At 65.8% G+C, this 25,349-nt stretch carries 29 protein-coding genes; 16 read left to right on the top strand and 13 right to left on the bottom strand.

Annotation, left to right across the window (positions count from 1 at the left end; translation table 11 throughout):
• Positions 1 to 172: 172 nt before the first annotated feature.
• Positions 173 to 1,075, bottom strand: a complete 903-nt coding sequence (locus BVC93_RS15740) for an oxygenase MpaB family protein (RefSeq protein WP_083738278.1) — start codon at positions 1,073 to 1,075, stop codon at positions 173 to 175.
• 73 nt (positions 1,076 to 1,148) lie between these two features.
• Here BVC93_RS15740 and BVC93_RS15735 point away from each other — a divergent pair, with 73 nt between their 5' ends.
• The 4 genes from BVC93_RS15735 (at position 1,149) to BVC93_RS15720 (ending at position 6,199) form a co-directional block, all read left to right on the top strand.
• The gene (locus BVC93_RS15735) at positions 1,149 to 1,778 is read left to right on the top strand and encodes a TetR/AcrR family transcriptional regulator (protein ID WP_083738277.1); all 630 of its coding nucleotides are present in this window, start codon (positions 1,149 to 1,151) and stop codon (positions 1,776 to 1,778) included.
• A 109-nt stretch (positions 1,779 to 1,887) separates the two neighbouring features.
• A complete protein-coding gene (locus BVC93_RS15730; protein ID WP_083738276.1) occupies positions 1,888 to 3,006 on the top strand; it encodes an alpha/beta hydrolase in 1,119 nt (372 codons plus the stop codon).
• Positions 2,982 to 3,950 carry a 2-hydroxyacid dehydrogenase gene (locus BVC93_RS15725; protein ID WP_442928959.1) on the top strand — a complete coding sequence of 323 codons (969 nt, stop codon included), beginning with the start codon at positions 2,982 to 2,984 and terminating at the stop codon, positions 3,948 to 3,950. The genes BVC93_RS15730 and BVC93_RS15725 overlap by 25 nt, the downstream gene beginning before the upstream one ends.
• Positions 3,951 to 4,012: 62 nt before the next feature.
• Positions 4,013 to 6,199: an acyl-CoA dehydrogenase gene (locus tag BVC93_RS15720; RefSeq protein WP_083738275.1), complete on the top strand. Its 2,187-nt coding sequence runs from the start codon at positions 4,013 to 4,015 to the stop codon at positions 6,197 to 6,199.
• Positions 6,200 to 6,270: 71 nt separating this feature from the next.
• On the opposite strand, the gene BVC93_RS15715 is transcribed toward BVC93_RS15720, so the two are convergent.
• Complete coding sequence (locus tag BVC93_RS15715) at positions 6,271 to 7,050, bottom strand: SDR family NAD(P)-dependent oxidoreductase (protein ID WP_083738274.1); 780 nt, start codon at positions 7,048 to 7,050, stop codon at positions 6,271 to 6,273.
• A gap of 29 nt (positions 7,051 to 7,079) precedes the next feature.
• Positions 7,080 to 8,798, bottom strand: a complete 1,719-nt coding sequence (gene fadD2, locus BVC93_RS15710; RefSeq protein ID WP_083738273.1) for a long-chain-fatty-acid--CoA ligase FadD2 — start codon at positions 8,796 to 8,798, stop codon at positions 7,080 to 7,082.
• Between the two features lie 67 nt (positions 8,799 to 8,865).
• Between fadD2 and BVC93_RS15705 the strand changes: the two genes are divergently transcribed.
• The 3 genes from BVC93_RS15705 to BVC93_RS15695 all read left to right on the top strand — a co-directional run bounded on the left by BVC93_RS15705 (position 8,866) and on the right by BVC93_RS15695 (position 11,731).
• On the top strand, positions 8,866 to 10,074 hold the full coding sequence (locus BVC93_RS15705; RefSeq protein WP_083738272.1) for a DNA polymerase domain-containing protein: 1,209 nt from the start codon (positions 8,866 to 8,868) through the stop codon (positions 10,072 to 10,074).
• A 106-nt stretch (positions 10,075 to 10,180) separates the two neighbouring features.
• Positions 10,181 to 10,594: an STAS domain-containing protein gene (locus tag BVC93_RS15700; protein WP_083738271.1), complete on the top strand. Its 414-nt coding sequence runs from the start codon at positions 10,181 to 10,183 to the stop codon at positions 10,592 to 10,594.
• A gap of 198 nt (positions 10,595 to 10,792) precedes the next feature.
• A complete protein-coding gene (locus BVC93_RS15695; RefSeq protein ID WP_083738270.1) occupies positions 10,793 to 11,731 on the top strand; it encodes a DUF808 domain-containing protein in 939 nt (312 codons plus the stop codon).
• On the opposite strand, the gene BVC93_RS15690 is transcribed toward BVC93_RS15695, so the two are convergent.
• Complete coding sequence (locus tag BVC93_RS15690) at positions 11,732 to 12,622, bottom strand: LysR family transcriptional regulator ArgP (RefSeq protein WP_083738269.1); 891 nt, start codon at positions 12,620 to 12,622, stop codon at positions 11,732 to 11,734.
• 273 nt (positions 12,623 to 12,895) lie between these two features.
• Between BVC93_RS15690 and BVC93_RS15685 the strand changes: the two genes are divergently transcribed.
• On the top strand, positions 12,896 to 13,294 hold the full coding sequence (locus BVC93_RS15685) for a heme-binding protein (protein ID WP_083738268.1): 399 nt from the start codon (positions 12,896 to 12,898) through the stop codon (positions 13,292 to 13,294).
• Between the two features lie 82 nt (positions 13,295 to 13,376).
• Here BVC93_RS15685 and BVC93_RS15680 read toward each other — a convergent pair whose 3' ends face one another.
• Positions 13,377 to 13,682 (bottom strand): WhiB family transcriptional regulator, encoded by a 306-nt coding sequence (locus tag BVC93_RS15680; RefSeq protein ID WP_083741087.1) that lies wholly within the window; start codon positions 13,680 to 13,682, stop codon positions 13,377 to 13,379.
• A 161-nt stretch (positions 13,683 to 13,843) separates the two neighbouring features.
• Between BVC93_RS15680 and BVC93_RS15675 the strand changes: the two genes are divergently transcribed.
• On the top strand, positions 13,844 to 14,437 hold the full coding sequence (locus tag BVC93_RS15675; protein ID WP_083738267.1) for an Rv1733c family protein: 594 nt from the start codon (positions 13,844 to 13,846) through the stop codon (positions 14,435 to 14,437).
• Positions 14,438 to 14,440: 3 nt separating this feature from the next.
• Here the strand turns inward: BVC93_RS15675 and BVC93_RS15670 are convergent, their stop codons facing one another.
• Genes BVC93_RS15670 through BVC93_RS15655 form a run of 4 tightly spaced genes read right to left on the bottom strand, consistent with a single transcriptional unit; the run spans position 14,441 to position 16,917 of the window.
• Positions 14,441 to 14,998: a type 1 glutamine amidotransferase domain-containing protein gene (locus BVC93_RS15670; protein ID WP_083738266.1), complete on the bottom strand. Its 558-nt coding sequence runs from the start codon at positions 14,996 to 14,998 to the stop codon at positions 14,441 to 14,443.
• Positions 14,999 to 15,030: 32 nt separating this feature from the next.
• Complete coding sequence (locus BVC93_RS15665) at positions 15,031 to 15,633, bottom strand: energy-coupling factor transporter transmembrane component T family protein (RefSeq protein WP_083738265.1); 603 nt, start codon at positions 15,631 to 15,633, stop codon at positions 15,031 to 15,033.
• Complete coding sequence (locus tag BVC93_RS15660) at positions 15,630 to 16,325, bottom strand: energy-coupling factor ABC transporter ATP-binding protein (protein WP_236949980.1); 696 nt, start codon at positions 16,323 to 16,325, stop codon at positions 15,630 to 15,632. The genes BVC93_RS15665 and BVC93_RS15660 overlap by 4 nt, the downstream gene beginning before the upstream one ends.
• Positions 16,312 to 16,917 (bottom strand): biotin transporter BioY, encoded by a 606-nt coding sequence (locus BVC93_RS15655; protein WP_083738263.1) that lies wholly within the window; start codon positions 16,915 to 16,917, stop codon positions 16,312 to 16,314. Before BVC93_RS15655 ends, BVC93_RS15660 begins: the two co-directional genes overlap by 14 nt.
• Positions 16,918 to 17,153: 236 nt before the next feature.
• On the opposite strand from BVC93_RS15655, the gene BVC93_RS15650 reads away from it, so the two are divergent.
• The 3 genes from BVC93_RS15650 (at position 17,154) to BVC93_RS15640 (ending at position 18,865) form a co-directional block, all read left to right on the top strand.
• Entirely contained in the window at positions 17,154 to 17,882 is a 729-nt protein-coding gene (locus tag BVC93_RS15650) for a cutinase family protein (protein ID WP_083738262.1), read from the top strand.
• A 137-nt stretch (positions 17,883 to 18,019) separates the two neighbouring features.
• Positions 18,020 to 18,487, top strand: a complete 468-nt coding sequence (locus BVC93_RS15645; RefSeq protein WP_083738261.1) for a hypothetical protein — start codon at positions 18,020 to 18,022, stop codon at positions 18,485 to 18,487.
• A 57-nt stretch (positions 18,488 to 18,544) separates the two neighbouring features.
• Positions 18,545 to 18,865, top strand: a complete 321-nt coding sequence (locus BVC93_RS15640; RefSeq protein WP_083738260.1) for a helix-turn-helix domain-containing protein — start codon at positions 18,545 to 18,547, stop codon at positions 18,863 to 18,865.
• A gap of 32 nt (positions 18,866 to 18,897) precedes the next feature.
• Here the strand turns inward: BVC93_RS15640 and BVC93_RS15635 are convergent, their stop codons facing one another.
• Both BVC93_RS15635 and BVC93_RS15630 read right to left on the bottom strand, forming a co-directional pair.
• Entirely contained in the window at positions 18,898 to 19,500 is a 603-nt protein-coding gene (locus BVC93_RS15635; protein ID WP_083738259.1) for a ClpP family protease, read from the bottom strand.
• Positions 19,497 to 20,099 (bottom strand): ClpP family protease, encoded by a 603-nt coding sequence (locus BVC93_RS15630; protein WP_083738258.1) that lies wholly within the window; start codon positions 20,097 to 20,099, stop codon positions 19,497 to 19,499. The genes BVC93_RS15635 and BVC93_RS15630 overlap by 4 nt, the downstream gene beginning before the upstream one ends.
• 84 nt (positions 20,100 to 20,183) lie before the next feature.
• Between BVC93_RS15630 and BVC93_RS15625 the strand changes: the two genes are divergently transcribed.
• From BVC93_RS15625 to BVC93_RS15615, 3 genes are all read left to right on the top strand, one after another.
• Positions 20,184 to 21,761 (top strand): MFS transporter, encoded by a 1,578-nt coding sequence (locus BVC93_RS15625; RefSeq protein WP_083738257.1) that lies wholly within the window; start codon positions 20,184 to 20,186, stop codon positions 21,759 to 21,761.
• Positions 21,762 to 21,864: 103 nt separating this feature from the next.
• Positions 21,865 to 22,473, top strand: coding sequence for a LysE/ArgO family amino acid transporter (locus tag BVC93_RS15620; RefSeq protein ID WP_083738256.1), 609 nt, complete (start codon positions 21,865 to 21,867; stop codon positions 22,471 to 22,473).
• Positions 22,474 to 22,785: 312 nt separating this feature from the next.
• Entirely contained in the window at positions 22,786 to 23,361 is a 576-nt protein-coding gene (locus tag BVC93_RS15615; RefSeq protein ID WP_083738255.1) for a TetR/AcrR family transcriptional regulator, read from the top strand.
• Here BVC93_RS15615 and BVC93_RS15610 read toward each other — a convergent pair.
• The gene (locus BVC93_RS15610; protein ID WP_157516941.1) at positions 23,358 to 23,642 is read right to left on the bottom strand and encodes a hypothetical protein; all 285 of its coding nucleotides are present in this window, start codon (positions 23,640 to 23,642) and stop codon (positions 23,358 to 23,360) included. The genes BVC93_RS15615 and BVC93_RS15610 overlap by 4 nt on opposite strands.
• Positions 23,643 to 23,709: 67 nt before the next feature.
• Positions 23,710 to 24,087, bottom strand: coding sequence for a heme-binding protein (locus tag BVC93_RS15605; RefSeq protein WP_083738253.1), 378 nt, complete (start codon positions 24,085 to 24,087; stop codon positions 23,710 to 23,712).
• Positions 24,088 to 24,788: 701 nt separating this feature from the next.
• On the opposite strand from BVC93_RS15605, the gene BVC93_RS15595 reads away from it, so the two are divergent.
• Positions 24,789 to 25,343, top strand: coding sequence for a hypothetical protein (locus BVC93_RS15595; RefSeq protein WP_083738251.1), 555 nt, complete (start codon positions 24,789 to 24,791; stop codon positions 25,341 to 25,343).
• The last annotated feature ends 6 nt before the right edge of the window (positions 25,344 to 25,349 follow it).

The raw sequence follows: 25,349 nt of genomic DNA, 5'->3' as shown, positions 1-25,349 counted from the left end.
ACGTTCGTCCGGTCACGTAGGCCCCCGCGGGCAATCCGATTGCCGCCCTGAACAGGTCTTTTACCCAGAGGCGCGCGGCGGCGGCACCCGCAGAGAGGTGATCGTCACGACGCACCGCCCGACGGCGGCCGGCAGTTCCCGAAAGTGTTGCGTTCCACTACGGCCGACACGCTCAGACCAGCGGACGGCCCGTCCTGATGCGCCAGTCCAGGTCCTTCAACAGAACATTGAACGGAAACTGCCGGATGGGCCGGGGCAGCACCCCGTTGGCCGTCCGCAACACTCGTATCAGGCGGTTGAACCGGCGCTGCCGCTGCGGGTCCCACGGCAGCCGCATCTCGTCGCGGAATCGCTGCGGCAGGAAACCGGTGGTGATCAGCAGTGCCAGTGCCTCGCAGCGCTCCTGGAGCAACCGGGGCAACCGCACTCCGCGGATCCGGCTGACCGCGATCGGGTAGAGGTAGTCGCGGACGGCGTCGTCGATGTGGACCTGTTCGAGCGAGCTCTGCCAGTACTTGTCGAAAGCGGCACGGTCGGCAGGCCACATCTGCGCGGGCACCTGCAGCGTGGTCCCGAGGTGCACGCTGTCGGCGTAGTGCTGATCGGCCATCTCGTCGTCCATCTCACCGACAAACGTCCGGTAGGCGTCCACCGCACCCTTGTAGAGGCAGGCGGCGACCCACAGCTGCAGGTCCTTGTCGAAGGCGTTGTACTTCACCGGGCTTTTGTCGGTGGAGTACACCTGCGCGTGCGCCCGATTGACGGCCCGGCGGAATGCCGCCTTCTGTTCATCGGAACCGCGGCCCGCCACCGCCAGATAGGTGAAGGTGGTGCGAGCCCGCTTGACGGGGTGCCTGTCCACCCGTCCGCTCTCGACCCGGCTCTCCAACACTCCGTAACCGACGCCGGGGCGGGCCAGCTGCATGATCACGTTCGCCGGGCCGAGCAGCAGCGCGATGCCCATCAGCCCGTCATCGATACCGCTGACGCGGCGGGACCGGCGCGACGAGGTAGGCGTCCGCGGGGCCTCACTCATCGCCCGTTCGACGTTGGAAGCCGGATCCGCGATCGTCATAGAACTCACCCCATGGCTAAATGTGAGAACAGCTGTTTCACGATCTTGCCCACGGCAGTCGACAGGTGTCAAGATGTCTCGCGTGGCACAGCTACGGCCCTACCGCGGCGTCGGCGCACGTGATCGCGATGCGTCGCGCCGCCAACGCTTCCTCGACGCCGGACTGGACCTGCTGGGCGGGGAGGACGCCCCCGAGGACCTGACGGTGCGCACCATCTGCCGCCAGGCCGGGCTGGCACTGCGGTACTTCTACGAGAATTTCACCGACAAGGAGGCCTTCGTCGCCGCCGTGTTCGACTCCGTGACGGGCCGCCTGGCCGCCACCACGCAGGCAGCGGTGGCGGCCGCACCGGCGGCCGAACAGAACCGTGCCGGCATCGCCAACATCGTGGCGATCATCGCCGAGGACCCCCGAGTGGGCAGACTCCTGTTCAGCACAAGGCTGTCCAACCGCGTGCTGCTACTCAAGCGCGCCGAGCAAGGTGGCATCTTCGCGATGCTGTCGCGCGAACACATCCAGTCCGCGCTGCAGATGCCCGGCAACAGCCGCATCAGCGCCATCGCCCACTTCGTCGTGGGTGGCGTGGGTCAGGCACTGTCAGCGTGGTTGTCCGGCGAGATCGCCTTGAGTCCTGAGGATCTGGTGGACCAACTTCAGACGATCCTGGACCAACTCAACGAACCGCGACTGTTCCGCGCCTGAATTCACGACGGTGCCGGAGTTCCGCCGCCTCGGGTGCTGCAAACCTCCTCGACAACCGATCCCAGAACCTAACATCGGATCCAGTACTCGGGAAGGACATTGACCTGCCATGAGCACACCGGGGGTCATCAGAGAGTTCGTCGGGTTGTCGTCACCCTCTGCACGGCGCGCCGGCGCGGGCGGGCATCCGTGCCAAGGCCTGTACTACCGCGGCGTCGGCCGCAAACCCAAGGTCGCGCTGATCGCCTCGCACTACCAAATCGATTTCTCCGAGCACTATCTCGCCGACTACATCGCCACCCGCGGTATCGGCTTCCTGGGCTGGAACACCCGCTTCCGCGGCTTCGAGAGCAGCTTCCTGCTGGACCACGCGCTGGTGGACATCGGCGTGGGCGTACGTTGGCTCCGAGACGTCGCCGGCGTGGAAACCGTTGTTCTGCTGGGCAATTCGGGTGGAGGTTCGCTGATGGCGGCATATCAGTCCCAGGCGGTCGACCCCAACGTACGCCCGCTGGACGGGATGCGGCCCGCCCCCGGGCTCGGGGAACTGCCACCGGCCGACGGTTACATCGCCAGCGCCGCTCATCCCGGCAGACCCGACGTGCTGACCGCTTGGATGGACGCCGCGGTGATCGACGAACACGACCCGGTGGCCACTGACCCCGAACTCGATCTGTTCTCCGGGCGCAGCACCCCGTTCGACGCGGCCTTCGTCAACCGTTATCGCAAGGCCCAGGCCTCCCGCAACCACGCGATCACCGACTGGGTGGAAAAGGAGTTCAAACGGGTGCGCGCCGCCGGATTCTCGGATCGGCCGTTCACCGTGATGCGCACGTGGGCCGACCCCCGGATGGTGGACCCGTCCATCGAGCCCACCAATCGCACGCCCAATCTCTGTTACGCCGGGGTGCCGGCAAGGGCCAACCGGTCCGCCCACGGCATCGCGGCGGCCTGCACCCTGCGCAACTGGCTGAGCATGTGGAGCCTGCGGCACGCGCAGACCCGCGCCGACCCGCACCTGCAGCGCATCACCTGCCCTGCGCTGGTGATCAACGCCAACCAGGACACCGGTGTGTTCCCCTCCGACGCCCGCCGGATCCACGACGCTCTGGCCGGCGCCGACAAAACTCTGCATTCCATGGAGACCGACCACTACTTCACCACGCCGGGGGCTCGCAGTGAGCAGGCCGATACGATCGCCAAGTGGATAACAAAACGGTGGCGCTGAGAGTCCTCGCGCATTTCCAGCCCAGCAGCAAAGCCGTCGAACAGGTCGCCGAAGAATCCGAGTGGCTCGACATCCACTGGGTGGCCGAGGACGACGACGAGACCTTTTACCGTGAACTGCCCGAGGCCGAGGTCATCTGGCACAACCTGCGTCCGTTGTCCGCCGACGACATTGCCAAGGCATCCAAGCTCAAGCTGATCAACAAGCTGGGCGCGGGCGTCAACACCATCGACGTCGAGGCCGCCACCGCACGTGGTGTTGCCGTCGCCAACATCCCGGGCGCCAATGCGGCGTCGGTGGCCGAGGCCACCGTGCTGTTCATGCTGGCCGCCATGCGCCGGCTGCCCCAACTCGACCGGTCCACCCGTGACGGCAGCGGCTGGCCCGCTGATCCGAGCCTCGGCGACAAGGTCCGCGACCTGGGCAGCTGCACCGTCGGTCTGGTCGGCTACGGCAGCATCGCCAAGCGCGTCGAACAGATCCTGCGTGCCATGGGCACCAAGGTGGTGCACACCAGCACCACCCGCGATGAGCACAATGTCGGCTGGATGTCGCTCAACGACCTGCTCAAGGCCAGCGATGTGGTGTCACTGCACCTGCCGCTGACCTCCGCAACAGAGAAGCTGATCAACGCTGACGCGTTGGCGAAGATGAAGCCCGGCGCCATTCTGGTCAACACCTCGCGCGGCGCAGTGGTGGACGAGGCCGCGCTGGTGGACGCGCTGAGCAGCGGCCAGTTGGCTGCCGCCGGCCTCGACGTGTTTGCCGTGGAGCCCGCACCCACCGACAGCCCGCTGTTGGCATTGGACAACGTGCTGCTCACGCCGCACGTCAGCTACTACACCGCAGACACAGTGGCCCGTTACCTGGCCTCGGCGGTGCGCAACTGCCGGCGTCTCTACGAGGGCAAGCCGTCGTACTGCGTCATCAACCAGGTCGGCTGACACCTGTCACGTGCCCTGTAGGCTCGTCCCAACCAACCGGTTGAAGCAGAGGATGGGCAACGATGCCGATTGCGATCAATCCTGAGCACATAGACCTTGCCGATTCGGTGCGGTCGCTGGTGGCGCGGGTGGCGCCGTCGGAGGTTCTGCACGAGGCGCTCGAGACGCCGCTGGGGAACCCGCCGCCCTACTGGAAGGCCGCCGCAGATCAGGGACTGCAGGGCCTCCACCTCGCGGAGTCCGTCGGTGGGCAAGGGTTCGGCATCCTCGAGCTGGCGATCGCCTTGGCCGAATTCGGCTATGGCGCGGTGCCGGGGCCTTTTGTGCCGTCGGCCGTCGCGAGCGCTTTGATCGCAGCGCACGACCCCAACAGCGCGCTGCTGACGGACCTGGCCTCCGGTGCGGCCATCGCGGCCTACGCCATCGACTCCGGACTGACGGCGACGCGCCAGGGTGACGCCTTGGTGATCCGTGGTGAGGTGCGTGCGGTGCCCGCCGCGGCGCAGGCGTCGATCCTGGTGCTGCCCGTCGCCATCGAGTCCAGCGACGAATGGGTGGTGCTCGACGCCTTCGAAAACGACCACGACGTCGAGATCGAGCCCGTCCAGAGTGTGGACCCGTTGCGACCAGTCGCCCACGTGCGCGTCAACGCCGTCGAGGTCCCCGACGACCGGGTGCTGTCCAACCTCAGCAGGCCGCGCGCCCGGGCGCTGATCTCCACCCTGTTGTCGGCCGAGGCCGTCGGCGTCGCGCGCTGGGCCACCGACACCGCCGCCGAGTACGCGAAGATCCGCGAGCAGTTCGGCAGGCCCATCGGGCAGTTCCAGGCCGTCAAGCACAAGTGCGCCGGGATGATCGCCACCACGGAACGAGCCACCGCCGCGGTGTGGGACGCGGCGCGAGCGATCGATGAACAGGACGAACACATCGATTTCGCCGCGGCCGTCGCTGCCACGCTGGCACCCGTGGCCGCCCAGCACTGCACGCAGGACTGCATCCAGGTGCACGGCGGCATCGGCTTCACCTGGGAGCACGACACCAACGTCTACTACCGCCGCGCACTGCTGCTGGCCGCATGCTTCGGCCGTGCCGAGGACTACCCGCAGCAGGTGGTGGACACCGCGACCACCACCGGGATGCGCGGCATCGACATCGACCTCGATCCCGACACCGAGAAGCTGCGCGAAGAGATCCGCGCCGAAGTAACTGCGCTGAAAGAACTTCCGCGTGAGGAGCGCACTGTCGCCATTGCCGAGGCCGGCTGGGTGCAGCCGCATCTACCCACCCCGTGGGGCCGCGCAGCCACCCCGATCGAGCAGATCATCATCGCCCAGGAGTTCACGGCCGGTCGGGTGCGCCGTCCCGCCATGGGCATCGCGGCGTGGCTGATCCCGTCGATCGTTGCCTTCGGCACCGACGAGCAGAAGCAGCGTTTCCTGCCACCGACATTCCGCGGCGAGCTGATCTGGTGCCAGCTGTTCTCCGAGCCCGGCGCCGGATCAGATCTGGCCAGCCTGAGCACCAAGGCCACCAAGGTCGACGGCGGCTGGCGCATCACCGGCCAGAAGATCTGGACCACCGGCGCCCAGGTGTCGCAGTGGGGTGCGTTGTTGGCCCGCACCGATCCCAGCGCCCCCAAACACCAGGGCATCACCTACTTTTTGCTCGACATGAAAGCCGAGGGCGTGGAGGTCAAGCCGCTGCGCGAGCTCACCGGCCACGCCATGTTCAACACCGTCTTCATCGACGACGTGTTCGTGCCCGACGACATGGTGCTCGGTGAGGTCAACCGAGGCTGGGAAGTCAGCCGCAATACCCTTACCGCCGAACGGGTTTCGATCGGCAGCAGCGAGCCGGGCTTCCTGGCCACCCTCGACGGTTTTGTGCAGTTCATCAAAGACGGGCACTTCGACCAGATCGAGCAGAACCGTGCGGGCACGCTGATCGCCGAAGGTCACGCCGCCAAGCTGATGAACATGCGCTCGACGCTGCTCACCCTGGCCGGCGGTGATGCGATGCCGTCGGCGGCGATCTCCAAGCTGCTGGCGATGAAGACCGGACAGGGCTACGCCGAGTTCGCCGTGTCCTCGTTCGGCACCGACGCGGTGATCGGCGATACCGGTACGCCGCAAGGCAAATGGATCGAATGGCTGATGGGAAGCCGCGCCACCACCATCTACGGCGGCACCTCCGAGGTGCAGCTGAACATCATCGCCGAACGGCTACTGGGGCTGCCCCGCGACCCGTAGATCGGGCTTCTTTTCTGCACCAGGGCGGTGGATTCGCGATTCCACGGCCCTGGTGCAGAAACAGTGACAGGTCAGGGGACGATCGAGTCGACGTAGCCGCCGTCGGCCCGCAATGCGCCGCCGGTGGTGGCCGACGCCAGCGGTGATGCCAGGTACACCACCATGTTGGCGATCTCCTCGGGCTCGATGAGACGCTGCAGCAGTGACTGCGGGCGATGCAGCTTCATGAACTCCCGCTGCGCCTCTTCCCACGGTAAAGCCTTGTCCACCAATTGATAGACGAAGTCCTCGACCCCGGCGGTGTGCGTCGGCCCGGCGATCACCGAGTTGACCGTCACCCCGGTACCCGCCGCATCCTTGGCGAAACCGCGTGTCACGGCCAGCAACGCCGTCTTGGACACGCCGTAGTGGATCATCTCCGCGGGCGTCACCAGCGCTGAATCACTGGCGATCTGAACGACCCTGCCCCAACCCTTTTCGGCCATACCGGGCAGATAGGAGCGGATCAGCCGCACAGCGGACAGGACGTTGACGTCGAAGTAGCGGCGCCACTGGTCGTCGGTGATCTCACGGGCGGGGACGGCCTCGAAGATGCCGAGGTTGTTGACCAACACGTCCACCGCCGGCACCGCCTCCAACAGCGCGGCGCTGCCGTCGTCGGTGGTGACGTCGGCAGCGACACCCAGGACGTCACCACCGATCTGTGCCGCGGCTTCGTCGACGCGCTGCTGACTGCGGCCGTTGACGACCACACGAGCTCCGGCCTGCGCCAGCCCGGAGGCGATGGCCAGACCGATGCCCTGGGTGGAACCGGTGACGAGTGCGGTTTTGCCGGAGAGATTGATGTTCACAAGTGAGTACGACGAAGCCGGCGGACGGACTATTCCGACGCGGACTCGACCTGCTCAGGACTGTCGGCTCCGCCGACGGCGAGCTTCTTCAACTCCCGCTTGAGGATCTTGCCCGTGGGGTTGCGCGGCAGTTCGTCGAGGAAGATGACCTCTCGCGGCACTTTGTAGCGCGCCAGGTTCTCCTTCACGTACAGCTTGATGGCGTCCTCGTCGACGCTGGCGCCTTCGACCTTGACGACGAACGCCCGCAGCCGGTGACCCCACTCCTTGTCCTCGACCCCGAGGGCGGTGGCCTCGACCACCTCGGGGTGCCCGCTGATCAGATCCTCGACCTCGGCGGGGAACACATTCTCACCGCCGCAGACAATCATCTCGTCGTCGCGCCCGCTGACGTAGAGCAGACCGTGCTCGTCGAAGTAGCCGACGTCACCGGAGGACATCAGGCCGTCGATGATGGCCTTGCCACCGCCGCCGGTGTAGCCCTCGAAGGGGAAGGTGTTGCCGACGAAGATGCGGCCCACCTCGCCGCGGGGTACTTCGACACCGTTCTCGTCGAACAGCCTGACCTTCACCCCCTTGACGACGGGACCCACGGTGGCGGGGTTCTTCTTCAGATCCTGCGGTCGGGCGATGGACGCGAACGCGATCTCGGTGGAGCCGTAGAGGTTGTAGACCACCGGCCCCAGATCCGTCATCGCTCGGGTGGCCAGCTCGGCCCCCAGCTGTGAGCCGGACACGAAGACGATGCGCAGACTCGACAGGTCCGGCTTGGGGTCGGTCTTCTCCAGCTCATCGAGCAGCCGCGAGAGCATCACCGGAACCACCACCATGGCCGTCACCTTGTGCTTCTCCAGGTCGGCCAACACCGTGGCCGGTTTGAAGCGGCGCCGCAACACCAGGGTGGAGCCCAGCATCATCGCGATGGTGGCGTGCAGGAAGCCCAGTGCGTGGAACATCGGCGCGGGCAGCGAGGTCACCTCACCGGCCTTGAACGGCACGTGCGAGAGCACCCCGCCGATGGGCGCCAACGACGGTGGCGTGCTCCGGTTGGCGCCCTTGGGCGTTCCGGTGGTGCCGCTGGTCAGGATGATGATCTTGGAGTGTTTGGCGGCCTTGGGCGGCGGCGCGGTCGACGTGTGCGCGATCAGGTGCTCGAGGGTCTCGGCGTCACTCTCCGACGGAGCGTCGGTATCCGGGTTGGTGGGCAGGGCGCGCAGTTTGCCCAGCGGCGGATCAGCGGCGGCGACAGCCTTGGAGTATTCGTCGTCGTGGATGATCAGCTTGGCACCCTCGCGCTCGCCGACCTCCTTGATCTGCGGGCCCGAGAACTCACTGTTGAGAAGGATCAGCCGCGCACCGACCTTGGCCGCGCCGTAGAGCGCGATCAGAAACCACCGGTGGTTGCGGATCAGCAGCGCCACCCCGTCGCCACCCTTGACGCCTTTGGCCAGCAGCGCGTTGGCGACGGCGTTGGCCGAGTCGTTGAGCTCCTTGAACGTGATCTCGCCGTCGTCGTCGATGATGGCCGTGCGATCGGGGGTACGTCGCGCATTCAGCGCCGGGATCATGCCGAACTCACCCCACCGACGGATGTCGGCCAGCATCGCCACGATGTTCTGCGGCGGTTCGAGCTTGAAGGCGCCGGCTTCGAACATCTTGCGCGCGTAGTGCAGTTCGGCTGAACCGCGTTCGGCGAGCTGCTGCGCTTTGGCCACCGCAGCGAGCGGGAGGTCAGTGAGGTTGGGCATGGCGCCCAGCCTATGTGACGGGTGTCGCACCGCGGTCCGGAAACAGCGGCGCAATTACCATGGCGTCATGGCCGCTCCGCTGCAGATGGAAGTGGGCACCCGCCTGGTCACCGTCACCAACCCGGACAAGGTGGTGTTTCCCGAAGCGGCCGTCACCAAGCTCGATCTGATCAAGTACTACCTGTCCGTCGCCGACGGTGCGCTGCGCGGTGTCGACGACCGGCCGATGATCCTCAAACGCTTCGTCAAAGGCATCACCGAAGAGGCCGTGTTCCAGAAGCGGGCACCGGAGAAGCGCCCGGAGTGGATCGACGTCGCCGAGCTGAAGTACGCCTCGGGCACGTCAGCCAAAGAGGCCGTGCTGCGTGAACCCGCCGGACTGGTGTGGGCCGTCAACCTCGGCTGCGTCGATCTCAACCCACACCCGGTGCGTTCCGGCGATCTGGACCATCCCGACGAACTGCGCGTCGACCTCGATCCCATGCCCGGCGTGACCTGGCAGAACATTCTCGACGTCGCACAGGTGGCCAAGGATGTGCTCGAGGACCACGGGCTGACCGCCTGGCCCAAGACCTCGGGTTCACGTGGCTTCCACATCTACGCCCGCATCCATCCGCGCTGGCCCTACAAGCAAGTACGTCTGGCGGCCGAGACGGTTGCCCGGGAAGTGGAGCGACGGGCGCCGGACCTGGCGACCAGCAGGTGGTGGAAAGAGGAACGCGAGGGCGTGTTCGTCGATTTCAACCAGAACGCCAAGGACCGCACCGTGGCCTCGGCGTACTCGGTGCGCTCCCGCCCAGACGCCCGGGTGTCGACGCCGTTGTGTTGGTCGGAGGTGCCCGGCTGTGTGCCCGAGGCGTTCACGGTCAAGACCGTGCCCACCCGTTACGCCGAGATCGGTGACCCGTGGGAGGGCATGGACGACGCCCCCGGCGACCTCACGGAACTGCTGACACTGGCCGACGAACTGGGTCCGCCGGAGAAGGCGCCCAAGGGCGCGCGCAAGGTGCCGCTCATCGAGATCGCGCGCACCAAGACCAAGGACGAGGCGATGGCCGCCCTGGACACCTGGAAGCAGAGATATCCGCAAGTGGCCGAGCGCCTCGAGCCCGTCGACGTTCTGGTGGACGGCATGCGTGGGCCCAGTTCCATCTGGTATCGCATCCGGATCAATCTCCAGCACGTTCCCGAAGGGACCCGCCCTCCTCAGGAGGACCTGATCGCCGACTACTCGCCGTGGGAGAACTATTCGGGCGGTCAGTTCCGTCCGCACTGAAATTCTCTTAGTGAAGCGTTAGTCCCTACTCCCAAGTACCTTACAAACGCTCCTTACTGTCGAAGACACGGAAGTTCGATACACCGCGTCCCGAGGGAGCAGTCACATGCCCACCGCATTCCACTATGGCAACCCGGTTGTCGAAATCGCTGGCGCACAGGTGCGTTCGCAGTGCCGGCAGCTCGCGACCGTCGTGCGGGTGACGGGCGATGTCGACGCCACCAACGTCGACCAGCTGATCCGTCAGGTCACCCGGTCCATCATCCGGGAGAAGCCGTTCGTCCTCGATCTCAGCGAGGTGGAGTCCTTCGCGCCCATCGCCGTCGCACTGTTGACCGCCGTGGACGAGGCCTGCCGGCGCACCGCCGATGAGTGGATGCTGATCCCCAGCCCCGCCGTCGCGGAAATGCTCACCGGCGACCAGCCCACCGCATCTTCTGTCCCCGATGCCCTGCAGTGCTTCTCCGACGCGATGACCGAACGTCGTCGCCTCCTGCCCTTCCTCGCCAAGACCGCCTGAGCTGTTAGGAACACACATGTTGATCGACGTTCGCTGGCTCGCATACCTGATCAAGGGTCGCCACAAGGACACCCACAAGGCCCACTAGCCGTTTCCCTCGGCACGCTTCCCGCCCCCGTCGCTACCCCGCTGTCCGGAGTAGCGGCGGGGGCGACACTTTTCGTCGCGGTTCATCAGAAGCCGGTAGCCTTGCGCTTCATGAGCGCCGGTCTGTTCGGGCTGTTGGATGATGTTGCCGCGATCGCCCGTCTGGCGGCCGCGTCCGTCGACGACATCGGCGCGGCAGCGGGTCGCGCCACCGCCAAAGCCGCCGGTGTGGTGATCGACGACACGGCCGTTGCCCCGCAGTACGTCCAGGGCATCGAACCGTCCCGTGAACTGCCGATCATCAAGAAGATCGCCATCGGTTCCCTGCGCAACAAGCTGGTGTTCATCCTCCCGGCGGCGCTGCTGCTGAGCCAGTTCGCGCCATTCCTGCTGACACCGATCCTGATGCTGGGTGCGACGTACCTCTGTTACGAGGGCGCGGAGAAGGTGTGGGGCAAGATCACCGGCCACGACGCGCATGCGACTCCGGTCGCCGCCGCCGGTCCCGATGCCGAGAAGTTCATGGTGACCGGCGCCATCCGCACCGATTTCATCCTGTCCGCCGAGATCATGGTGATCGCGCTCAACGAAGTGGCCAACCAGTCCTTCTTTCCCCGGTTGATCATCTTGGTGGTGGTCGCGCTGTTCATCACGGCCGTGGTGTACGGCGTGGTGGCGGGCATCGTGAAGATGGACGACGTCGGGCTGCACCTGACGAAACGCAGTTCGTCGTTCGCCCAGAAGGTGGGCCGCGGCCTGGTGGCGGCCATGCCCAAACTGCTTTCCACACTCTCGGTGGTGGGTACTGCCGCCATGCTGTGGGTGGGCGGGCACATCCTGCTGGTGGGTGTCGACGAACTGGGCTGGCACGCGCCCTACGCCCTGGTGCATCACGCCGAGGAGGCGGTGCACCACATTGCCGGCGCGGGCGGTGTGCTGGCCTGGTTGATCAACACCGCCGCCTCGGCTGTCATCGGTCTGGTGGTGGGTGCCATCGTCGTGGCCGTCATCTCGGTGCTGCCCTTCGGCAAGCACAAGAAGCACGCCTGATCAGCGCAGGACTGCCGCCGCGGCGGCTCGGACGGCCGCGGTGATGGCGGCGACGGTCGAACTGTCGAGTTTCCAGCACTGCCAGAACAGCGGAATGTCCAGGTGTGCGGCGGAGATACGGACAAAGGAGCCGTCGGCCAAGGCAGCGGCGGCCAGGTGCTCGGGGTACATCCCCCACCCCAGCCCGGCGTGCACGGCCGCACCGAAACCGTCGGCCGTCGGCACGTAATGCACCGGCCTGGTCAGTGTTCGACGAAATACCTTGCGCACCAGCATGTCCTGCAGGGCGTCGTCGCGGTTCCAAGCCAGCGACGGCGCTTGTGACACCGCGTCGCGGGTGAACCCGTGGGGCAGGTACCTGGTCACGAATGCCGGACCGGACACCGGCACATAGCGCATGACGCCCAGCGCCTGGACCCGGCAGCCGGACACCGGCGTGCGTTCGGTGGTCACTGCCCCCATCACCGCGCCCTCACGCAGCAGTCGGGCCGAGTGGTCCTGGTCCTCGATCCGGATGTCGAGCAGCACCGGTGGCAGCTGCCCCAGCGCCGCGGCGAACCACGTGGACATCGAATCGGCGTTGACGGCGATGGCGACCCTGGTGCGCTGCGCCGAACCGCCCGTGGTCTCGGCCAGTGCCTCGGCCTCCAGCAGCGCGGTCTGCGCGGCCAGCCGCAGCAATGGCACGCCCGCCGCAGTAGGCCGGGACGGCTTCTCCCTGACGATCAGCACCTGCCCAACCCGCTGCTCCAACGCCTTGATCCGCTGGCTCACCGCCGACGGTGTGACATGCAGCTGTTCGGCCGCGGCATCGAAACTGCCGAACTCGACCACCGCAGCCAACGCCGCCAGTTGATCGGCGCCGAGCCGGCTTTCGTGGGCCTGTGCCATCAATCCTCCGCATCACAACTCGGTCACGATCGGACTGACGTTAACTTAAGGAAGTTCTGCAAACTCTGAGGAATCTCAATGGGAGTGCAGCTTTGTTCACTCACAGCACATCCCCCTGGGCGGATTGCGGCGAACATCACCCCTGGACGATGTAACGCCCAGCCATCTCGAGGAATCAGCGGCTCTGGTCCGGTTGACCTCGAAATCTGCTTGGGTACTTTGTTTTTCGGGAAGGGGAATTCGCGACTATTCGCAGACGAGAGAGAAGTGATCATGATGTTCAGTGGCAACTCCGCACACCGGCGCATCGCCGCCACCGCTGCCGGATGCCTCTTCGGGGGACTGGCAGTAGCAACCATCGCCGCACCCGCGGCGTCGGCGGCGCCCGATTGCAGCCCCGCCGGCATCAACGGCACCGTCGACTCGGTGACGGTGGCGGCACAGCAGTATTTGGCCGCACACCCCGGCGCCGGCGGCGTCGTCTCTGCGGCCGTCACGCAGCCGCGTGAGGTGGCCTCGGCCAATATCCGCAGCTACTTCACCGCCAACCCGGGTGAGTACTACGAACTGCGCGGCATCCTGGCACCCATCGGCGACACCCAGCGCGCGTGCAACACCACGGTGCTGCCGCCGTACCTGGCCAGCGCGTACGAGGAATTCGTCGCAGGCTGATGCCATCGGACGACCCGTCGCCGTTCACGCGGCGACGGGTCGACCTCCGGTCAGACCCGCGGCATGTCTGCTCTGTCCAGGCTCAGGCGCCTCGGCTGTCCGCCTCGGCCTTCCGAGTGCGCGAGCGCTCCCGGGCGGTCATCGCCCCCCAGACACCGAACCGCTCAGGCAACTGCAGGGCGTGGTTGCGGCACGTGGCCAACACCGGGCAACCCCGGCACACCCGCTTGGCCGTCTCTTCACGCTCCCGCAACGCCTGGCCACGATGGTCGTCGGGGAAGAACACGTGAGCCGGGTACGTCCGGCATCTCCCCTGCAACTGCCATTCCCATTCCGACTCCAGCGCTTTCGGCGGCCGTCCTTCGTCTTGCCGGCATTCGCTGCTCAACGGCGTCCTCCCCACGGCTTTGAATCAACGGGCATCGGGTACCCCCATCGTCAGGGTCAGCAGTTGTTCAAGCCCACACATCCGATCGTGATGAATCTTGGCCGCCACGACTGAATGTGACACGATGGAAACATGCACGTAACACGAGACGGGATCGGCTGATGTTTCGGTCGCTGGCCCTGCGCTGCCGCTGGATGTCACTGACACTCGGCCGCAATCCCTTGGTGCGTACCAGCGACCGACTCGAAGCCCTGGCCATCCTGCTCGTCTTCGCCGTCGCGTTGATCGCCATCCCTTTTGCCGCACAGGCCGGTGACGACGCCTACGACGCCCGCATGCAGGTGATCGACGAACAGATGCGGACCATCAACCAGATCGACGCTACCGCGCTGGGCGGCAACAGCTTCTCCGCCGGTCGGTACAGCCGACCCGGACCCGTGCGCGTCCAGTGGAATGACGGCACTCAGTCGCGCACCGCACTGGTCAGCAGCCCCACACCGGTGACGGCCGGGGACACCGTGACGGTGTGGACCAACGCTGCAGGTGCCGTGGTCAGCGCGCCGGAAACACCGCAGCAGGCCAGGGCCATCGCCTCCGGCCGAGCCTGGACGGTGTGGGTGTCCACTGTCGCGTTCGCCGCACTGGCCGCCGGCGCGGCCCGCTTCGGCCTCGACCGGATGCGAGCCCGGTCCTGGGAGCGGGAATTGCAGATCCTGGCCCACAACGACGATGGCTGGGCCGACCAGAACAGCTGACGCTCAGGTGTGGGCCGGGGTTCTGGAGAACCGGTCCACGATGGCCTGGCAGAACGCGGGAAGGTCATCTGGTGACCTACTGGTGATGAGGTTGCCGTCGATGCACACCTGCTGATCCACCACTGTGGCGCCGGCATTACGCAGATCGGTGCGGATGCTGGGGTAGGACGTCACCGTCCTGCCGCCGAGCACATCGGCTTCGACCAGAGTCCACGGGCCGTGGCAGATGGCAGCCACCGGTTTGCCCGAAAGTACAAAACTCCGCACGAACTCCACAGCCGACTTGTCCAGTCGCAGCTTGTCCGGGTTGACCGTCCCTCCCGGCAGGATCAGCCCGTCGTAATCGTCGACGCGTGCGTCGTCGACCGCGCGGTCCACCGACAACATGCCCGCCGGTTCGATGTCGTGGCTGAATGCGTGAATGTCTTCGGTACTCAACGACAACACCTCGGCCCGCCCGCCGGCTTCCTGCACCGCCGCACGCGGTTGTTCGAGTTCGACCTTCTCCACGCCGTCTGCCGCCAGGATGGCGATCCTGCGGCCTTCCAATTCACTGGACATCCAGGGTGATTACCCGTCGAATGCACGTCGAATCAATCCAGACCGCGGGCCACCAGAGCATCGGCGAACCCGTCCGCCGTGCGCAGCGCGGCGATCACCACCGGCGCCACCACCACCCTGGGGGAAAATCGCAGCCCCCTGGCCTGGCGAGCCTCTTCCACCTGTCGCACCGTCTCGATCATCAACGGGATGGCGCGGATGGTCAGCGCCAGGGCCAGCGCCACCTGCTCGACGGGAAAACCGATGCGCCCCAACGGTTGCAACGCACGGGTGATGGCCGCCAGCATGTCCGTGGTGCGGGTGGTGGCTGTGGCTACGGCTGCGAGAGTCACTGACAGCAGCAGGATTCCGCACACCTGCACCGCGCGAGACCAGTCGGTGAACAACAGCTGGAAACCAAAGATGAAGGCCACCACCCACAGGACCGGGCGAAGTTGCGTTGCCAGCGCCCGCACGCCCACACCGGCGACGAGCACCGTCGCCGCCACCAGCGCGGCGGCCGCCGCGAGACGTATCGGCGAATCGACCGCCAACGACATCACCGTGATGGCCGCCCCCAGCCCCAGCAGCTTGAACCCCGCCGGCATTCGGTGCAGCACCGTGGCGCCCGGGACATAGCTCCCCAGCACGTTCATGCCATCAGCTTCCGGTAGGCGGCGACCGCAGCCGACGGTACGTCGTCAGCGCAGACCTGGCCGTCGTCGATCACCAGAACCCGGTCGAAATCGTGCACCAGCTCCAGATCGTGGGTCACCACGACCAAACGGGTTTCCAGGCGGCCGAGAGCACCGCGCAGCATCTGGGCGTTACGCAGATCCAGCAAGGTCGTCGGTTCATCGGCCACTACGATCGCGGGTTCGGTGACCAGCACCGCCGCCAGCGCCAGCAGTTGCTTCTGGCCGCCTGAGAGCAGATGTGCGGGGTGGTCGGCGTGTCCGGCGAGACCGAAACGCTGCAGGACCAGCCGCGTACGTTCGCGGCGTTCAGCGCGGGACAGTTTGTGGCGCGAGAGGGACAGTTCGATGTCCTCGGCCACCGTCGGCATCAGGATCTGACGGTCGGGGTCGGTGAACACGAACCCGACGCTGCGGCGCACCGCACGGGCCGATTTCCTGGTGTCAAGACCATCAACGTGTACCGTCCCGCTGTCCGGCAGCACCAGTCCGTTGATCATCCGCGCAAGGGTGGACTTGCCACTTCCGTTGGCACCGAGGATCCCGATCCTCTGTTCGGTCAGTGACAGCGAAACATCTTTCAGGACAACACGTTCCCCGAACGAGTGCGAAACCCGATCGAAGACGATGCCGGTGGTGTCAGGCGCCGGCACGTCGACGGCGCCACGGGGTGATGAGTTCGGGACGCGCCCGGTGCACCTGCGCGGCGACCACGGCGGCCACCACCGCCTTGGCGACATCGCCGGGGATGTAGATCCCGTTGGTGGACAACGCGGCCCACCACGACATGTCGGTCCGGATCATCAGGCCCGCGGTGCCGAAGGCGTAGATCACCCCCATGCCGCCGACGATGTTGATCACGATGCCCCAGAGCACCCGGTACTTCGGGATCATCAGCGCGGTGAGGCCGCCGATGACGATCACCGCGGGCAGCCAGCCGACGAAGAACCCCGCGGTGGGCGACGCCAGGGACACCAGCCCGGTGCGGGCGCCGGCCAGGATCGGCAGGCCGGCGATGGCCAGCACCGCGAACAGTGCAACGGCCAGCGCTCCCTTGCGCGCGCCTAGGATGGACCCGGCCAACATCACCCCGAGTGTCTGCAAGGTGATGGGCACGCCGCTGGCTCCGATGGTGATGGTGCCCGGCAGCCCGAGCGCGGCGATCAGCGCGGCGAACACCGCGGCCTGTGCCACGTCGGCCGGGGTGATGGCCGCGCGTCGGAGCCAGGAGGGTCGGGTCTGCATTCGACGCATTATCGCCGATGACATTCGCGCCGCCGACGTCGACAGGGCCCGGTCGGCGTCGTCCTGCCGCCTGCAACCGGGGATCAGAGCGACGGCCCAACAGAAATCCGGTTCCGGTTAGCCGGAATAGGCCGTTGCCACTAGCGGTTCCCTGACATGGAGGCCAGCGTCGATGTGTCGAAACGCCGTTCGCGGGAGTCTTCTTTTACTCACTGAGCCCTGCGAAAGGTACGACCATGCGTGAATCAGCATCCTCACCCAAGCGGATCTCCGCCGGGCTCGGCGCAGTCGCCGTCTCCCTGGCGGCCCTGTTCGCCCCCTCCGCCACCGGCGTGGCCGTGGCCGCACCCACCCAGGCGTGTCCCGACGTCGAAGTCGTGTTCGCCCGTGGCACCTTCGAGGCCCCCGGCGTGGGCGACACCGGACAGGCCTTCGTCAACGCCTTGAGTGCACGGCTGCCCGGCAAGTCCGTCGACGTCTACCCCGTGAACTACCCCGCTTCCCTTGACTTCTCGGCCGCCGCCAACGGTGTGGCCGATGCCGCGAACAAGATCGAGGCGGTGGCCGCCAGCTGCCCCACCACCGCTGTGGTGCTCGGCGGTTACTCCCAAGGTGCGGCCGTGGCCGGATACACCACCTTCGACGCGGTGCCCGCCGGGCTCAATCTGCCTGCCGGACTTGGCCCGATGCCCGCGTCGACAGCCCAGCACGTCTCCTCCGTGGTGCTGTTCGGCACTCCGGACAACTGGTTCCTGAATCTGGTGGATCGCAGTGCGCCTCCGGTGACTGTGGGCCAGCAGTACGCCGCCAAGACCCTGCAACTGTGCGCCCCCGGCGATCCGGTGTGTTTCCCGGGCGGCTTCGACAGGGCGGCCCACAGCTCGTACAAGAGCAACGGCATGGCCGACCAGGCAGCGGACTTCGCCGTGGCACATCTGGCCCCGTCCGCGTCATCAGCGGTCTGAACACCTGAATCACATCAGTGAAATTTTTTGTGATTTCGGTTTATCCCAATCGTTATGCGGCAAATCGTTATGCAGCGATCGAACCGGTCGCTGCATAACTCCAGCGATATTCACCACCTCTGAATAGGACAATCGCGATGAACACGGTCCTGTATTTCAGCCCCAATGGTGTCGCCTACGAGACACGTGCCTACACCAGGGCAGATATCTCCGAACTGGTAGCTGATCGCGGACTCGAGAGCTTGACGAGTGCTGATCGGCAATTCGACTTCTGGTTCGCCCCTACTGCTCGCCGCTGTCAGCAGCGAGTGAACCACAGTGCCACCGAAATGCTGCTGGCAACCACCCGATTCACTGCCAAGAATGTTCCCCTGTTGCGTGGGGCGGTGGTGATCGCCACCCACGACGCCGACGGCGAACTCGACGGTCTGAGCTGGCAGCAGCTCGACCTGCTGGCGAATCGGATGCACGCAGTGTCCAAGCGCGATCTGCGGGCCCTGACACGTCGCGTCGGTCAACAGACGTCGCGCAGGCGGCCGGCTCCGGTGGCGAGGTCGTCTGCCGTCGTCGCACCTGCGCCTCGCGTCAGCGCTCGAGTCCGCTGATTTCGCCTGCGGCGAACACCGTTCGACGCAGGCTGCGTACTGAGCAAGGATGGCTTCATGGGTGAGGTCATCGGCATACACCGCCACCGCGCAGCGGTGCGGGCACCCGAGCCGCTGTGGCGGGAACTCCTGGGCCGTCGACTCCGCGACATCCGGGAGCGCCGCGGCGACCGTCTGGTGGACGTCGCCGAACGCGCGGGAGTGTCACCGCAGTACCTGTCCGAGATCGAGCGCGGCCGCAAAGAACCCTCCAGCGAGATGATCGCCGCCATATGCGGAGCGTTGGACGTCAATCTGGTTCGTGTGCTGGGCAGCATCGCGGCCGACTTCACCCGAGTCGGCGGCACTGCCACCGGCCCCATGTTGATGGCCGCATAGGACCGTCCGAACTCTGCGGTCCGGTACCCGGCTCATCCATCGGCCCGATCTCTGTCCTGCAGCACAACGTCCGCCAGGCCATACGCCACCGCATCGTGTGCATCGAACACCCGGTCGCGGTCGGTGTCATGCCGCAGTTGCTCGACACCACGTCCGGTGTGCCGCGCCAGGATGGCCTCCAATTGACTGCGCACCCGCACCACCTCGTCCGCCTGCAGGATCAGATCCGGGATGGTGCCCCTGCCCTGCGCGGCGGGCTGATGCAGCACAATTCGACTGTGCGGCAACACCGCTCGACGTCCGGCCGCACCTGCTGCCAGCAGCACCGCACCCGCCGCGACGGCCTGGCCTATACACGTGGTGGCCACCGGCGCCTTGATGAAACGCATGGTGTCGTAAACCGCCAGCATCGCCGACAGATCACCACCTTCGGAATTGATGTAGAGGCTGATCTCCTGTTCGGGATTGTCGGCTTCCAGGTGCAAGAGTTGGGCGATCAACGCATTGGCGACCCCGGAATCTATACCGGTGCCCAGATAGACGATGCGCTCGGCCAGCAGGTGCGAGTACACATCCATGACCCGTTCGCCGGCAGGGCTGCGGGTGATCACGTTGGGGATGGTGTAGGTGCTCATGCGCTGATTCCGAACTGCGCCCTGTGGTTCGGCACGACCTGCTCGAAGCGGTCCACCACGGTGTCGACGAACCCGTACTCCCTGGCCTGCTCCGAGGTGAACCAACGGTCGTGCAGCGAATCGGTGAAGACACGGTCGATGTCTTGACCGGTGTCCTGCGCGATCAATCCGAGCACTGTGTCGCGGGTGTACCGCAGGTCGTCGGCCTGCACTTCCACCTCGACGGCGGAACCGGCGATACCGGACGAACCCTGGTGCATGAGAATTCTGGCGTGCCGCAGCGCGCCCCGCTTGCCTGGGGTTCCGGATGACAGCAGGAATTGTCCTGCGCTGCAGGCCAATCCGAGAGCAAGTGTGCTGACGTCGGACGGCACCAGCCGCATGACGTCGCGGATGGCCAGCATGGCCGGTACCGAACCTCCCGGCGAGTGAATCCACAAAGCGATGTCATCGTCGGAATCAGCGGCCAGTGAGAGCATCTGGGTCACCAGCACGGTGCCGTTGTCATCATCGAGTGGGCCGTCGAGCACCAGCACCCGCTTGCGGAACAGATCGTCGCGCAGTTGTGCAGTGAACAGTCGTGGTTTGTTGTCGGTCATGGCTTCGACCCTGCCTCAGCGGCGGACGGCCGGGCTGCTCACGCTGCTGTCAGCAGAACGAAGCGCCCTTCTACAGTTGTCCCCATGACCTCGACCTGGGCGCCGCTGCGATCGCCGGTGTATCGCATGCTGTGGATCGCACAGCTGGTGTCCAATCTCGGGACCTGGATGCAGACCGTCGGCGCACAGTGGATGCTCGTCGGCGACCCCCGCGCAGATGTCCTGGTTCCGCTGGTACAGACGGCCACGACGCTGCCGGTGATGCTGCTGGCGTTGCCGTCCGGCGTGTTGGCCGACCTCTTGGACCGCCGCCGGTTGTTGATCGCGACGATGGGGGCGATGGCCGCCGGTGTGGGTCTGTTGGCAGCGCTGACCGGTGCCGGTTTGACGACGCCCGCGGTACTGCTGACGTTGTTGTTCCTGATCGGCTGCGGGCAGGCCCTCGTCATGCCGGCGTGGCAGGCAATCCAGCCCGATCTCGTTCCAGCCCAGCAGATCCCGGCGGCAGCTGCACTGGGCAGCATGAGCATGAACCTGGCAAGGGCCATCGGACCCGCGATCGCCGGGGTGCTGGTGTCGCTGTCGGGGCCGACACTCGTGTTCGCCCTCAACGCTCTGTCTTTCGTGGGCACCGTCCTGGTCCTGATGTGGTGGCGTCAGCCCGCTGTCGAGCACAACTACCCCTCCGAGCGCGCCCTGGCAGCTCTGAGTGCCGGCGGGCGGTTCATCCGCAGCTCACCGATCGTGCGGCGGATCCTACTGCGTGCCGCCTTGTTCGTCGCACCGGCCAGCGCACTGTGGGGGTTGCTACCGGTGATCGCGGCCGACCAACTCGGGCTGTCGTCGTCGGGCTACGGTCTGCTACTCGGCGCGCTGGGGGCCGGAGCGGTCCTGGGTGCGTTCCTCTTGTCGCGGTTGCGGTCCCGATTCGGCCAGAACACGCTGTTGACCGTCGCGGCAGCCGGCTTCGCCGCCGCCACCGTGGTGCTGGCACTGGTGCCCAACTTCGCCATCGTGCTGGCGGTGTTGCTGGTCGGCGGCGCCTCGTGGCTGCTGTCACTGTCCACGCTCAACGCCTCGATGCAGCTGAGCCTGCCGTCCTGGGTGCGCGCCAGGGGATTGTCGGTTTACCAGTTGGTGTTCATGGGCGGCCAGGCGTTGGGTTCGCTGGCCTGGGGCCTGGTCGCCGGTGCCACGTCCACCGTCACCAGCCTGCTGATCAGTGCGGCCCTGCTGCTGGTGTGCGGGCTGTCCTCACTGTGGTGGCCGCTGCACGCCAAGACCGGCGACCTGGACCTCACCCCGTCGACGCACTGGCCTGAACCGAACCTGGTCTTCGACCCCGAACCACTCGACGGGCCGGTGCTGGTCATCACGTCCTACCGCATCGCGCCCGAAGACGAAGCCGGCTTCCTGGCCGCTATGGACATCCTCGGCAGGTCCCGCCAGCGCACCGGCGCCTCCCAGTGGCGGGTGTACCGCAGCGTCGAGCGGCAGTCCACCTTCGTGGAGACGTTCGTGGTGCGGTCATGGGGTGAGCACATGCACCAGCACTACACCCGACTCACCGGCCAGGATCGGTTGATCGAGGAGGCCGTCGAGCGGTACGTCGACGGGGTGCCGGAATCCGAGCACTATCTGGCGGTCCGCAAGCCGCGATGACCGCCGAGGGCCTGATGCCTCCTGTAGCCAGATTAGAAACGCTAACTCGGATGAAGAAACATTAGGTGTACTGAACACGTCCAGCCACCTAGCGTTGAGCCTCATGAGCACCACCACACTCGTCCTCGCCACCGGATTCCTGACCTCGCTGACACTGATCGCGGCCATCGGCGCGCAGAACGCGTTCGTGTTGCGTCAGGGCATCCGCGGGGAGCATGTGGTCGCTGTGGTGGCGCTGTGCACGCTCTCGGACATGGTGCTGATCACGGCGGGCATCGCCGGTTTCGGAGCTCTGGTGTCCGCGCACCCGAGTGTGGTCACCATCGCGACCCTCGGGGGTGCCGCCTTCTTGATCGGCTACGGACTCATGGCAGCACGACGGGCGTTGAATCCGGGAACGCTGACCCCGGCCGACTCCACTCCGGCCCGACTGGCCGGCGTGGTGGCGACGTGCCTGGCACTGACGTTTCTCAACCCGCATGTGTACCTCGACACCGTGATCCTGTTGGGCGCCTTGGCCAATGACCACGCCGACAACCGCTGGCTGTTCGGGGTGGGGGCGGTCACAGCAAGTGCGGTGTGGTTCACCATGTTGGGCTTCGGGGCACGGCGGCTGAAGAATCTGTTTGCGACACAGCTGACCTGGCGGGTCCTGGACGGCATCATCGCCGCCACCATGGTCTCGCTCGGCGTCGCGCTGGCCGTCGCCTGACCACGGCTACTGCCCGTCACTCACGGGCGGGAATTCGAACCTCGCCCCGCCCGAGAGTGACTGGCGGTCATTGTTCGGCGAGCGCGATGCAGTCCTGCCGGTTGACCGGCCTGGTGAAACCTGGCAGCCACAGCGGTGCAGTACGCCGATGCGTCCCGAACGGAAAAGCGTTTCACACCTTGGCCATCGCGGCCGCCGAGACCTCCGCACGGCCGCCCGGGCGCCCAACCCCCTCGATCTACCCCCAGACACTCATATGAGCAGATTCGCCCGATAGGTGGCCCATGCATCCGAAACGGGCACAATTAGGGCATGAACCCCTCCCTCGGGCTGCGCGAGCGAAAAAAGATCAAGACGCGGCGAGCAATTCGCCGCGAAGCGTTCCGGCTGATCGAGACACAGGGCTACGCCAACACCACGGTCGAGCAGATCGCCGACGCCGCCGACGTCTCCACCAGCACGTTCTTTCGGTACTTCCCCTCCAAGGAGTCGGTTCTGATCTCCGACGACCTGATCGAACCGATCATGGACGCGTTTGTCACCGCGCCCGCGGAACTGTCCCCCATTCCGGCTTACCAGCACGCCGTCCGGCAGACATTCGCCGAGATGTCCGACGACGACCGTGATGACGCCTTCCGCGGTCAGCGGCTGATGTACGCGATCCCGGAAGCCCGCGGATTGCTCTACGGCGAGTACATGCGTTGCATCGACCTGATCGCCGATGCCCTCGAACTCCGGCTGGCCAAACCCACAGGCGATTTCGAGCGCAGGGTGCTGGCCGGCGCCATCGTCGGGGTGCTGATGGCAGCCTCGGACGGAACGCCTGTCCCCGAAGAGCCGGTGGAACGGGGACTGGCATTCCTGACAACGGCACTGCCGCTGGACTAGTCCAGGTAGCTGCCTCCGGGGGTGTCCCGATTGGTGTTGAGCCCGCCGGGGCCCGGGTCCAACGCCGACAGGCCGCCCGAGCTGCACAACCAGTCGTCGTCGCACGGATACGGCACGACCGGCAGTGCCACCGAGGCACCAGTCTGGTTGGATCCCTCGTAGCACAACGAAACTCCGCTGGAGTTGACACAATCGGCTGCTGCGGGAGCGGCGGTGACGAGGCCCAAAGACATTGCGGGCAGCGTGAGCACAGCCGCAAGTGAGAGTTTCACGATCTGCACGGCACACTTCCTTTCCGCATGCGGCGGCACGTGGCCCGGTCTGCGGTGCCACCGTGCCGACGGCACGCTATTCGGCGGGCAGAACCGGTCCGCCGCAGCGATTACGGAAGTCGACCATCGGCTGGCGGATACCCTGGAGCTCCGCCCTGACTTGCGGGTGGGCGTCGGCGTACTCCAGCACCTTGGCCCGGATCTCTTCCCTTGGTAGGCCTTTGAGGCTGGTGAAGAAGAAGTTGACGTCCGGATGAGTGAACAGATAGGCCGACGTGGCCGCCGAGACACCGGTGGAAACACCGGCAAGATCTGCCGCCGTGCAGTTGGGCGGCGGCGGTGGTGGCAGCGGTTCCGCATCGGCGATCGCCGCCCCCGCACCGACCACCAATCCACCGGCACCGATGGTGATCGCGAGAGCTCGACGCCCACTTGTCCAGAGCGACATGGTCATTCCTTTCGGTTATGAAGGTTTCAGTTGAGTTGTTCGGTTTTGTCATCGCCGACCACCGCCCCGCGGACGGTTGGGCCGGTCCGGACGATCTGGGCGGATTGGGGGCGGATTGAGATCGGCATCGAGATCGAACGCGACCCCCCAGCCATAGTCGTCGTCACACAGGTAGTCGTATTCGCACGGGTAAGGCACGTACGGCCCCGAACCCGAAGGTCCGTCGCCGGTGTCCGAGCCGCGAACGTCGCCCTGTGAGCAGAGGGTCACACCTGCCGAGCTGGTGCAGTCCGCGGCGGCTGTCGCTGCCAGGACGGTGCCTATGGGCAGTGGCGAGATCGCGACCAAAGTCATCAGAGTGGCTAATGGGGCATACATAACCCACGTCCTCTCCGCATGCACCATTCCGGGCGACCTGTCGACCGGTCCCCCGACCTGTTGCGTGCCGTTCAACGCTCGACGGGAATTGGCCCCGTCGTCGCCAGAATAAGTCCGCAGGTCATCCACGGTGCGAAAACGACGAGATTCATTTTCTGGGACTAATGCTCAGTTATAACGATGCATTCGTTTCGGGACAATGGATTGCCTACCCTCAATTACAGGGCTGCCATTCAAATCAGATCGACCGAATTACCGCCATATTCAACGGCAAAACAATTCTCACCGGGTGTAGCGTCCAGACGAACTCCACAGACGGGACAGATCCCATGCCCACACCCGAATGGTCGCGGCCCGCCGCGACGGCCCTGCCACCCGAAGGCTACTTCGAATTCAATCGCGGCAGGTACGGCCCGGTGTATCCACGTACGCCAGCCTGTCACGGCTTCTCGATCATCGCGAAGGTCAAAGAGGGTCGCGAGGGTGCCGTACGCGCCTACGGCAAACAGATCGAAGAAGCCATCGCAAACACTCCGGACGTCCTTGCGCCCTTGCGTCTGCATTATCTGCGGTGGGTCCTGTTCGACGTCGGGTCCGGGCTACATTTCCAGTACCAGGGCATTTTCGACACCGACTTCGACAAATACACCGAAGACGCCGTGACGTTGTTCAGCCAAACGGGGATAACCACCGTATTCACCAATCTGGAAGGATTCCCGGACGACTGGAAGGAGAACCCGGACGCCTTCATCCAGTTCGTCCGGTCACACCAGTACCCCAGCTTTCTCGAGTACGGCGAATACCCGTATGTGACTGCCGAGGAGATCAAGAAGGCCCTGCGCTTGAAAAACGCCTTCTCGGCGATGCTGGATCAGATGCAGTAGGCGGCG

Origin of the sequence: Mycobacterium sp. MS1601 (genome assembly GCF_001984215.1) — a bacterium.
Lineage (GTDB): Bacteria > Actinomycetota > Actinomycetes > Mycobacteriales > Mycobacteriaceae > Mycobacterium.
This window is presented reverse-complemented; position numbering and strand designations above follow the sequence as displayed.

Excerpts from the sequence above, each read along its gene's own strand:
- BVC93_RS15740 (WP_083738278.1), bottom strand. The coding sequence starts at position 1,075 with ATGACGATCGCGGATCCGGCTTCCAACGTCGAACGGGCGATGAGTGAG.
- BVC93_RS15735 (WP_083738277.1), top strand. The coding sequence starts at position 1,149 with ATGTCTCGCGTGGCACAGCTACGGCCCTACCGCGGCGTCGGCGCACGT.
- BVC93_RS15730 (WP_083738276.1), top strand. The coding sequence starts at position 1,888 with ATGAGCACACCGGGGGTCATCAGAGAGTTCGTCGGGTTGTCGTCACCC.
- BVC93_RS15720 (WP_083738275.1), top strand. The coding sequence starts at position 4,013 with ATGCCGATTGCGATCAATCCTGAGCACATAGACCTTGCCGATTCGGTG.
- fadD2 (WP_083738273.1), bottom strand. The coding sequence starts at position 8,798 with ATGCCCAACCTCACTGACCTCCCGCTCGCTGCGGTGGCCAAAGCGCAG.
- BVC93_RS15705 (WP_083738272.1), top strand. The coding sequence starts at position 8,866 with ATGGCCGCTCCGCTGCAGATGGAAGTGGGCACCCGCCTGGTCACCGTC.
- BVC93_RS15700 (WP_083738271.1), top strand. The coding sequence starts at position 10,181 with ATGCCCACCGCATTCCACTATGGCAACCCGGTTGTCGAAATCGCTGGC.
- BVC93_RS15695 (WP_083738270.1), top strand. The coding sequence starts at position 10,793 with ATGAGCGCCGGTCTGTTCGGGCTGTTGGATGATGTTGCCGCGATCGCC.
- BVC93_RS15690 (WP_083738269.1), bottom strand. The coding sequence starts at position 12,622 with ATGGCACAGGCCCACGAAAGCCGGCTCGGCGCCGATCAACTGGCGGCG.
- BVC93_RS15685 (WP_083738268.1), top strand. The coding sequence starts at position 12,896 with ATGATGTTCAGTGGCAACTCCGCACACCGGCGCATCGCCGCCACCGCT.
- BVC93_RS15675 (WP_083738267.1), top strand. The coding sequence starts at position 13,844 with ATGTTTCGGTCGCTGGCCCTGCGCTGCCGCTGGATGTCACTGACACTC.
- BVC93_RS15670 (WP_083738266.1), bottom strand. The coding sequence starts at position 14,998 with ATGTCCAGTGAATTGGAAGGCCGCAGGATCGCCATCCTGGCGGCAGAC.
- BVC93_RS15665 (WP_083738265.1), bottom strand. The coding sequence starts at position 15,633 with ATGAACGTGCTGGGGAGCTATGTCCCGGGCGCCACGGTGCTGCACCGA.
- BVC93_RS15655 (WP_083738263.1), bottom strand. The coding sequence starts at position 16,917 with ATGCAGACCCGACCCTCCTGGCTCCGACGCGCGGCCATCACCCCGGCC.
- BVC93_RS15650 (WP_083738262.1), top strand. The coding sequence starts at position 17,154 with ATGCGTGAATCAGCATCCTCACCCAAGCGGATCTCCGCCGGGCTCGGC.
- BVC93_RS15645 (WP_083738261.1), top strand. The coding sequence starts at position 18,020 with ATGAACACGGTCCTGTATTTCAGCCCCAATGGTGTCGCCTACGAGACA.
- BVC93_RS15640 (WP_083738260.1), top strand. The coding sequence starts at position 18,545 with ATGGGTGAGGTCATCGGCATACACCGCCACCGCGCAGCGGTGCGGGCA.
- BVC93_RS15635 (WP_083738259.1), bottom strand. The coding sequence starts at position 19,500 with ATGAGCACCTACACCATCCCCAACGTGATCACCCGCAGCCCTGCCGGC.
- BVC93_RS15630 (WP_083738258.1), bottom strand. The coding sequence starts at position 20,099 with ATGACCGACAACAAACCACGACTGTTCACTGCACAACTGCGCGACGAT.
- BVC93_RS15625 (WP_083738257.1), top strand. The coding sequence starts at position 20,184 with ATGACCTCGACCTGGGCGCCGCTGCGATCGCCGGTGTATCGCATGCTG.
- BVC93_RS15620 (WP_083738256.1), top strand. The coding sequence starts at position 21,865 with ATGAGCACCACCACACTCGTCCTCGCCACCGGATTCCTGACCTCGCTG.
- BVC93_RS15615 (WP_083738255.1), top strand. The coding sequence starts at position 22,786 with ATGAACCCCTCCCTCGGGCTGCGCGAGCGAAAAAAGATCAAGACGCGG.
- BVC93_RS15605 (WP_083738253.1), bottom strand. The coding sequence starts at position 24,087 with ATGACCATGTCGCTCTGGACAAGTGGGCGTCGAGCTCTCGCGATCACC.
- BVC93_RS15595 (WP_083738251.1), top strand. The coding sequence starts at position 24,789 with ATGCCCACACCCGAATGGTCGCGGCCCGCCGCGACGGCCCTGCCACCC.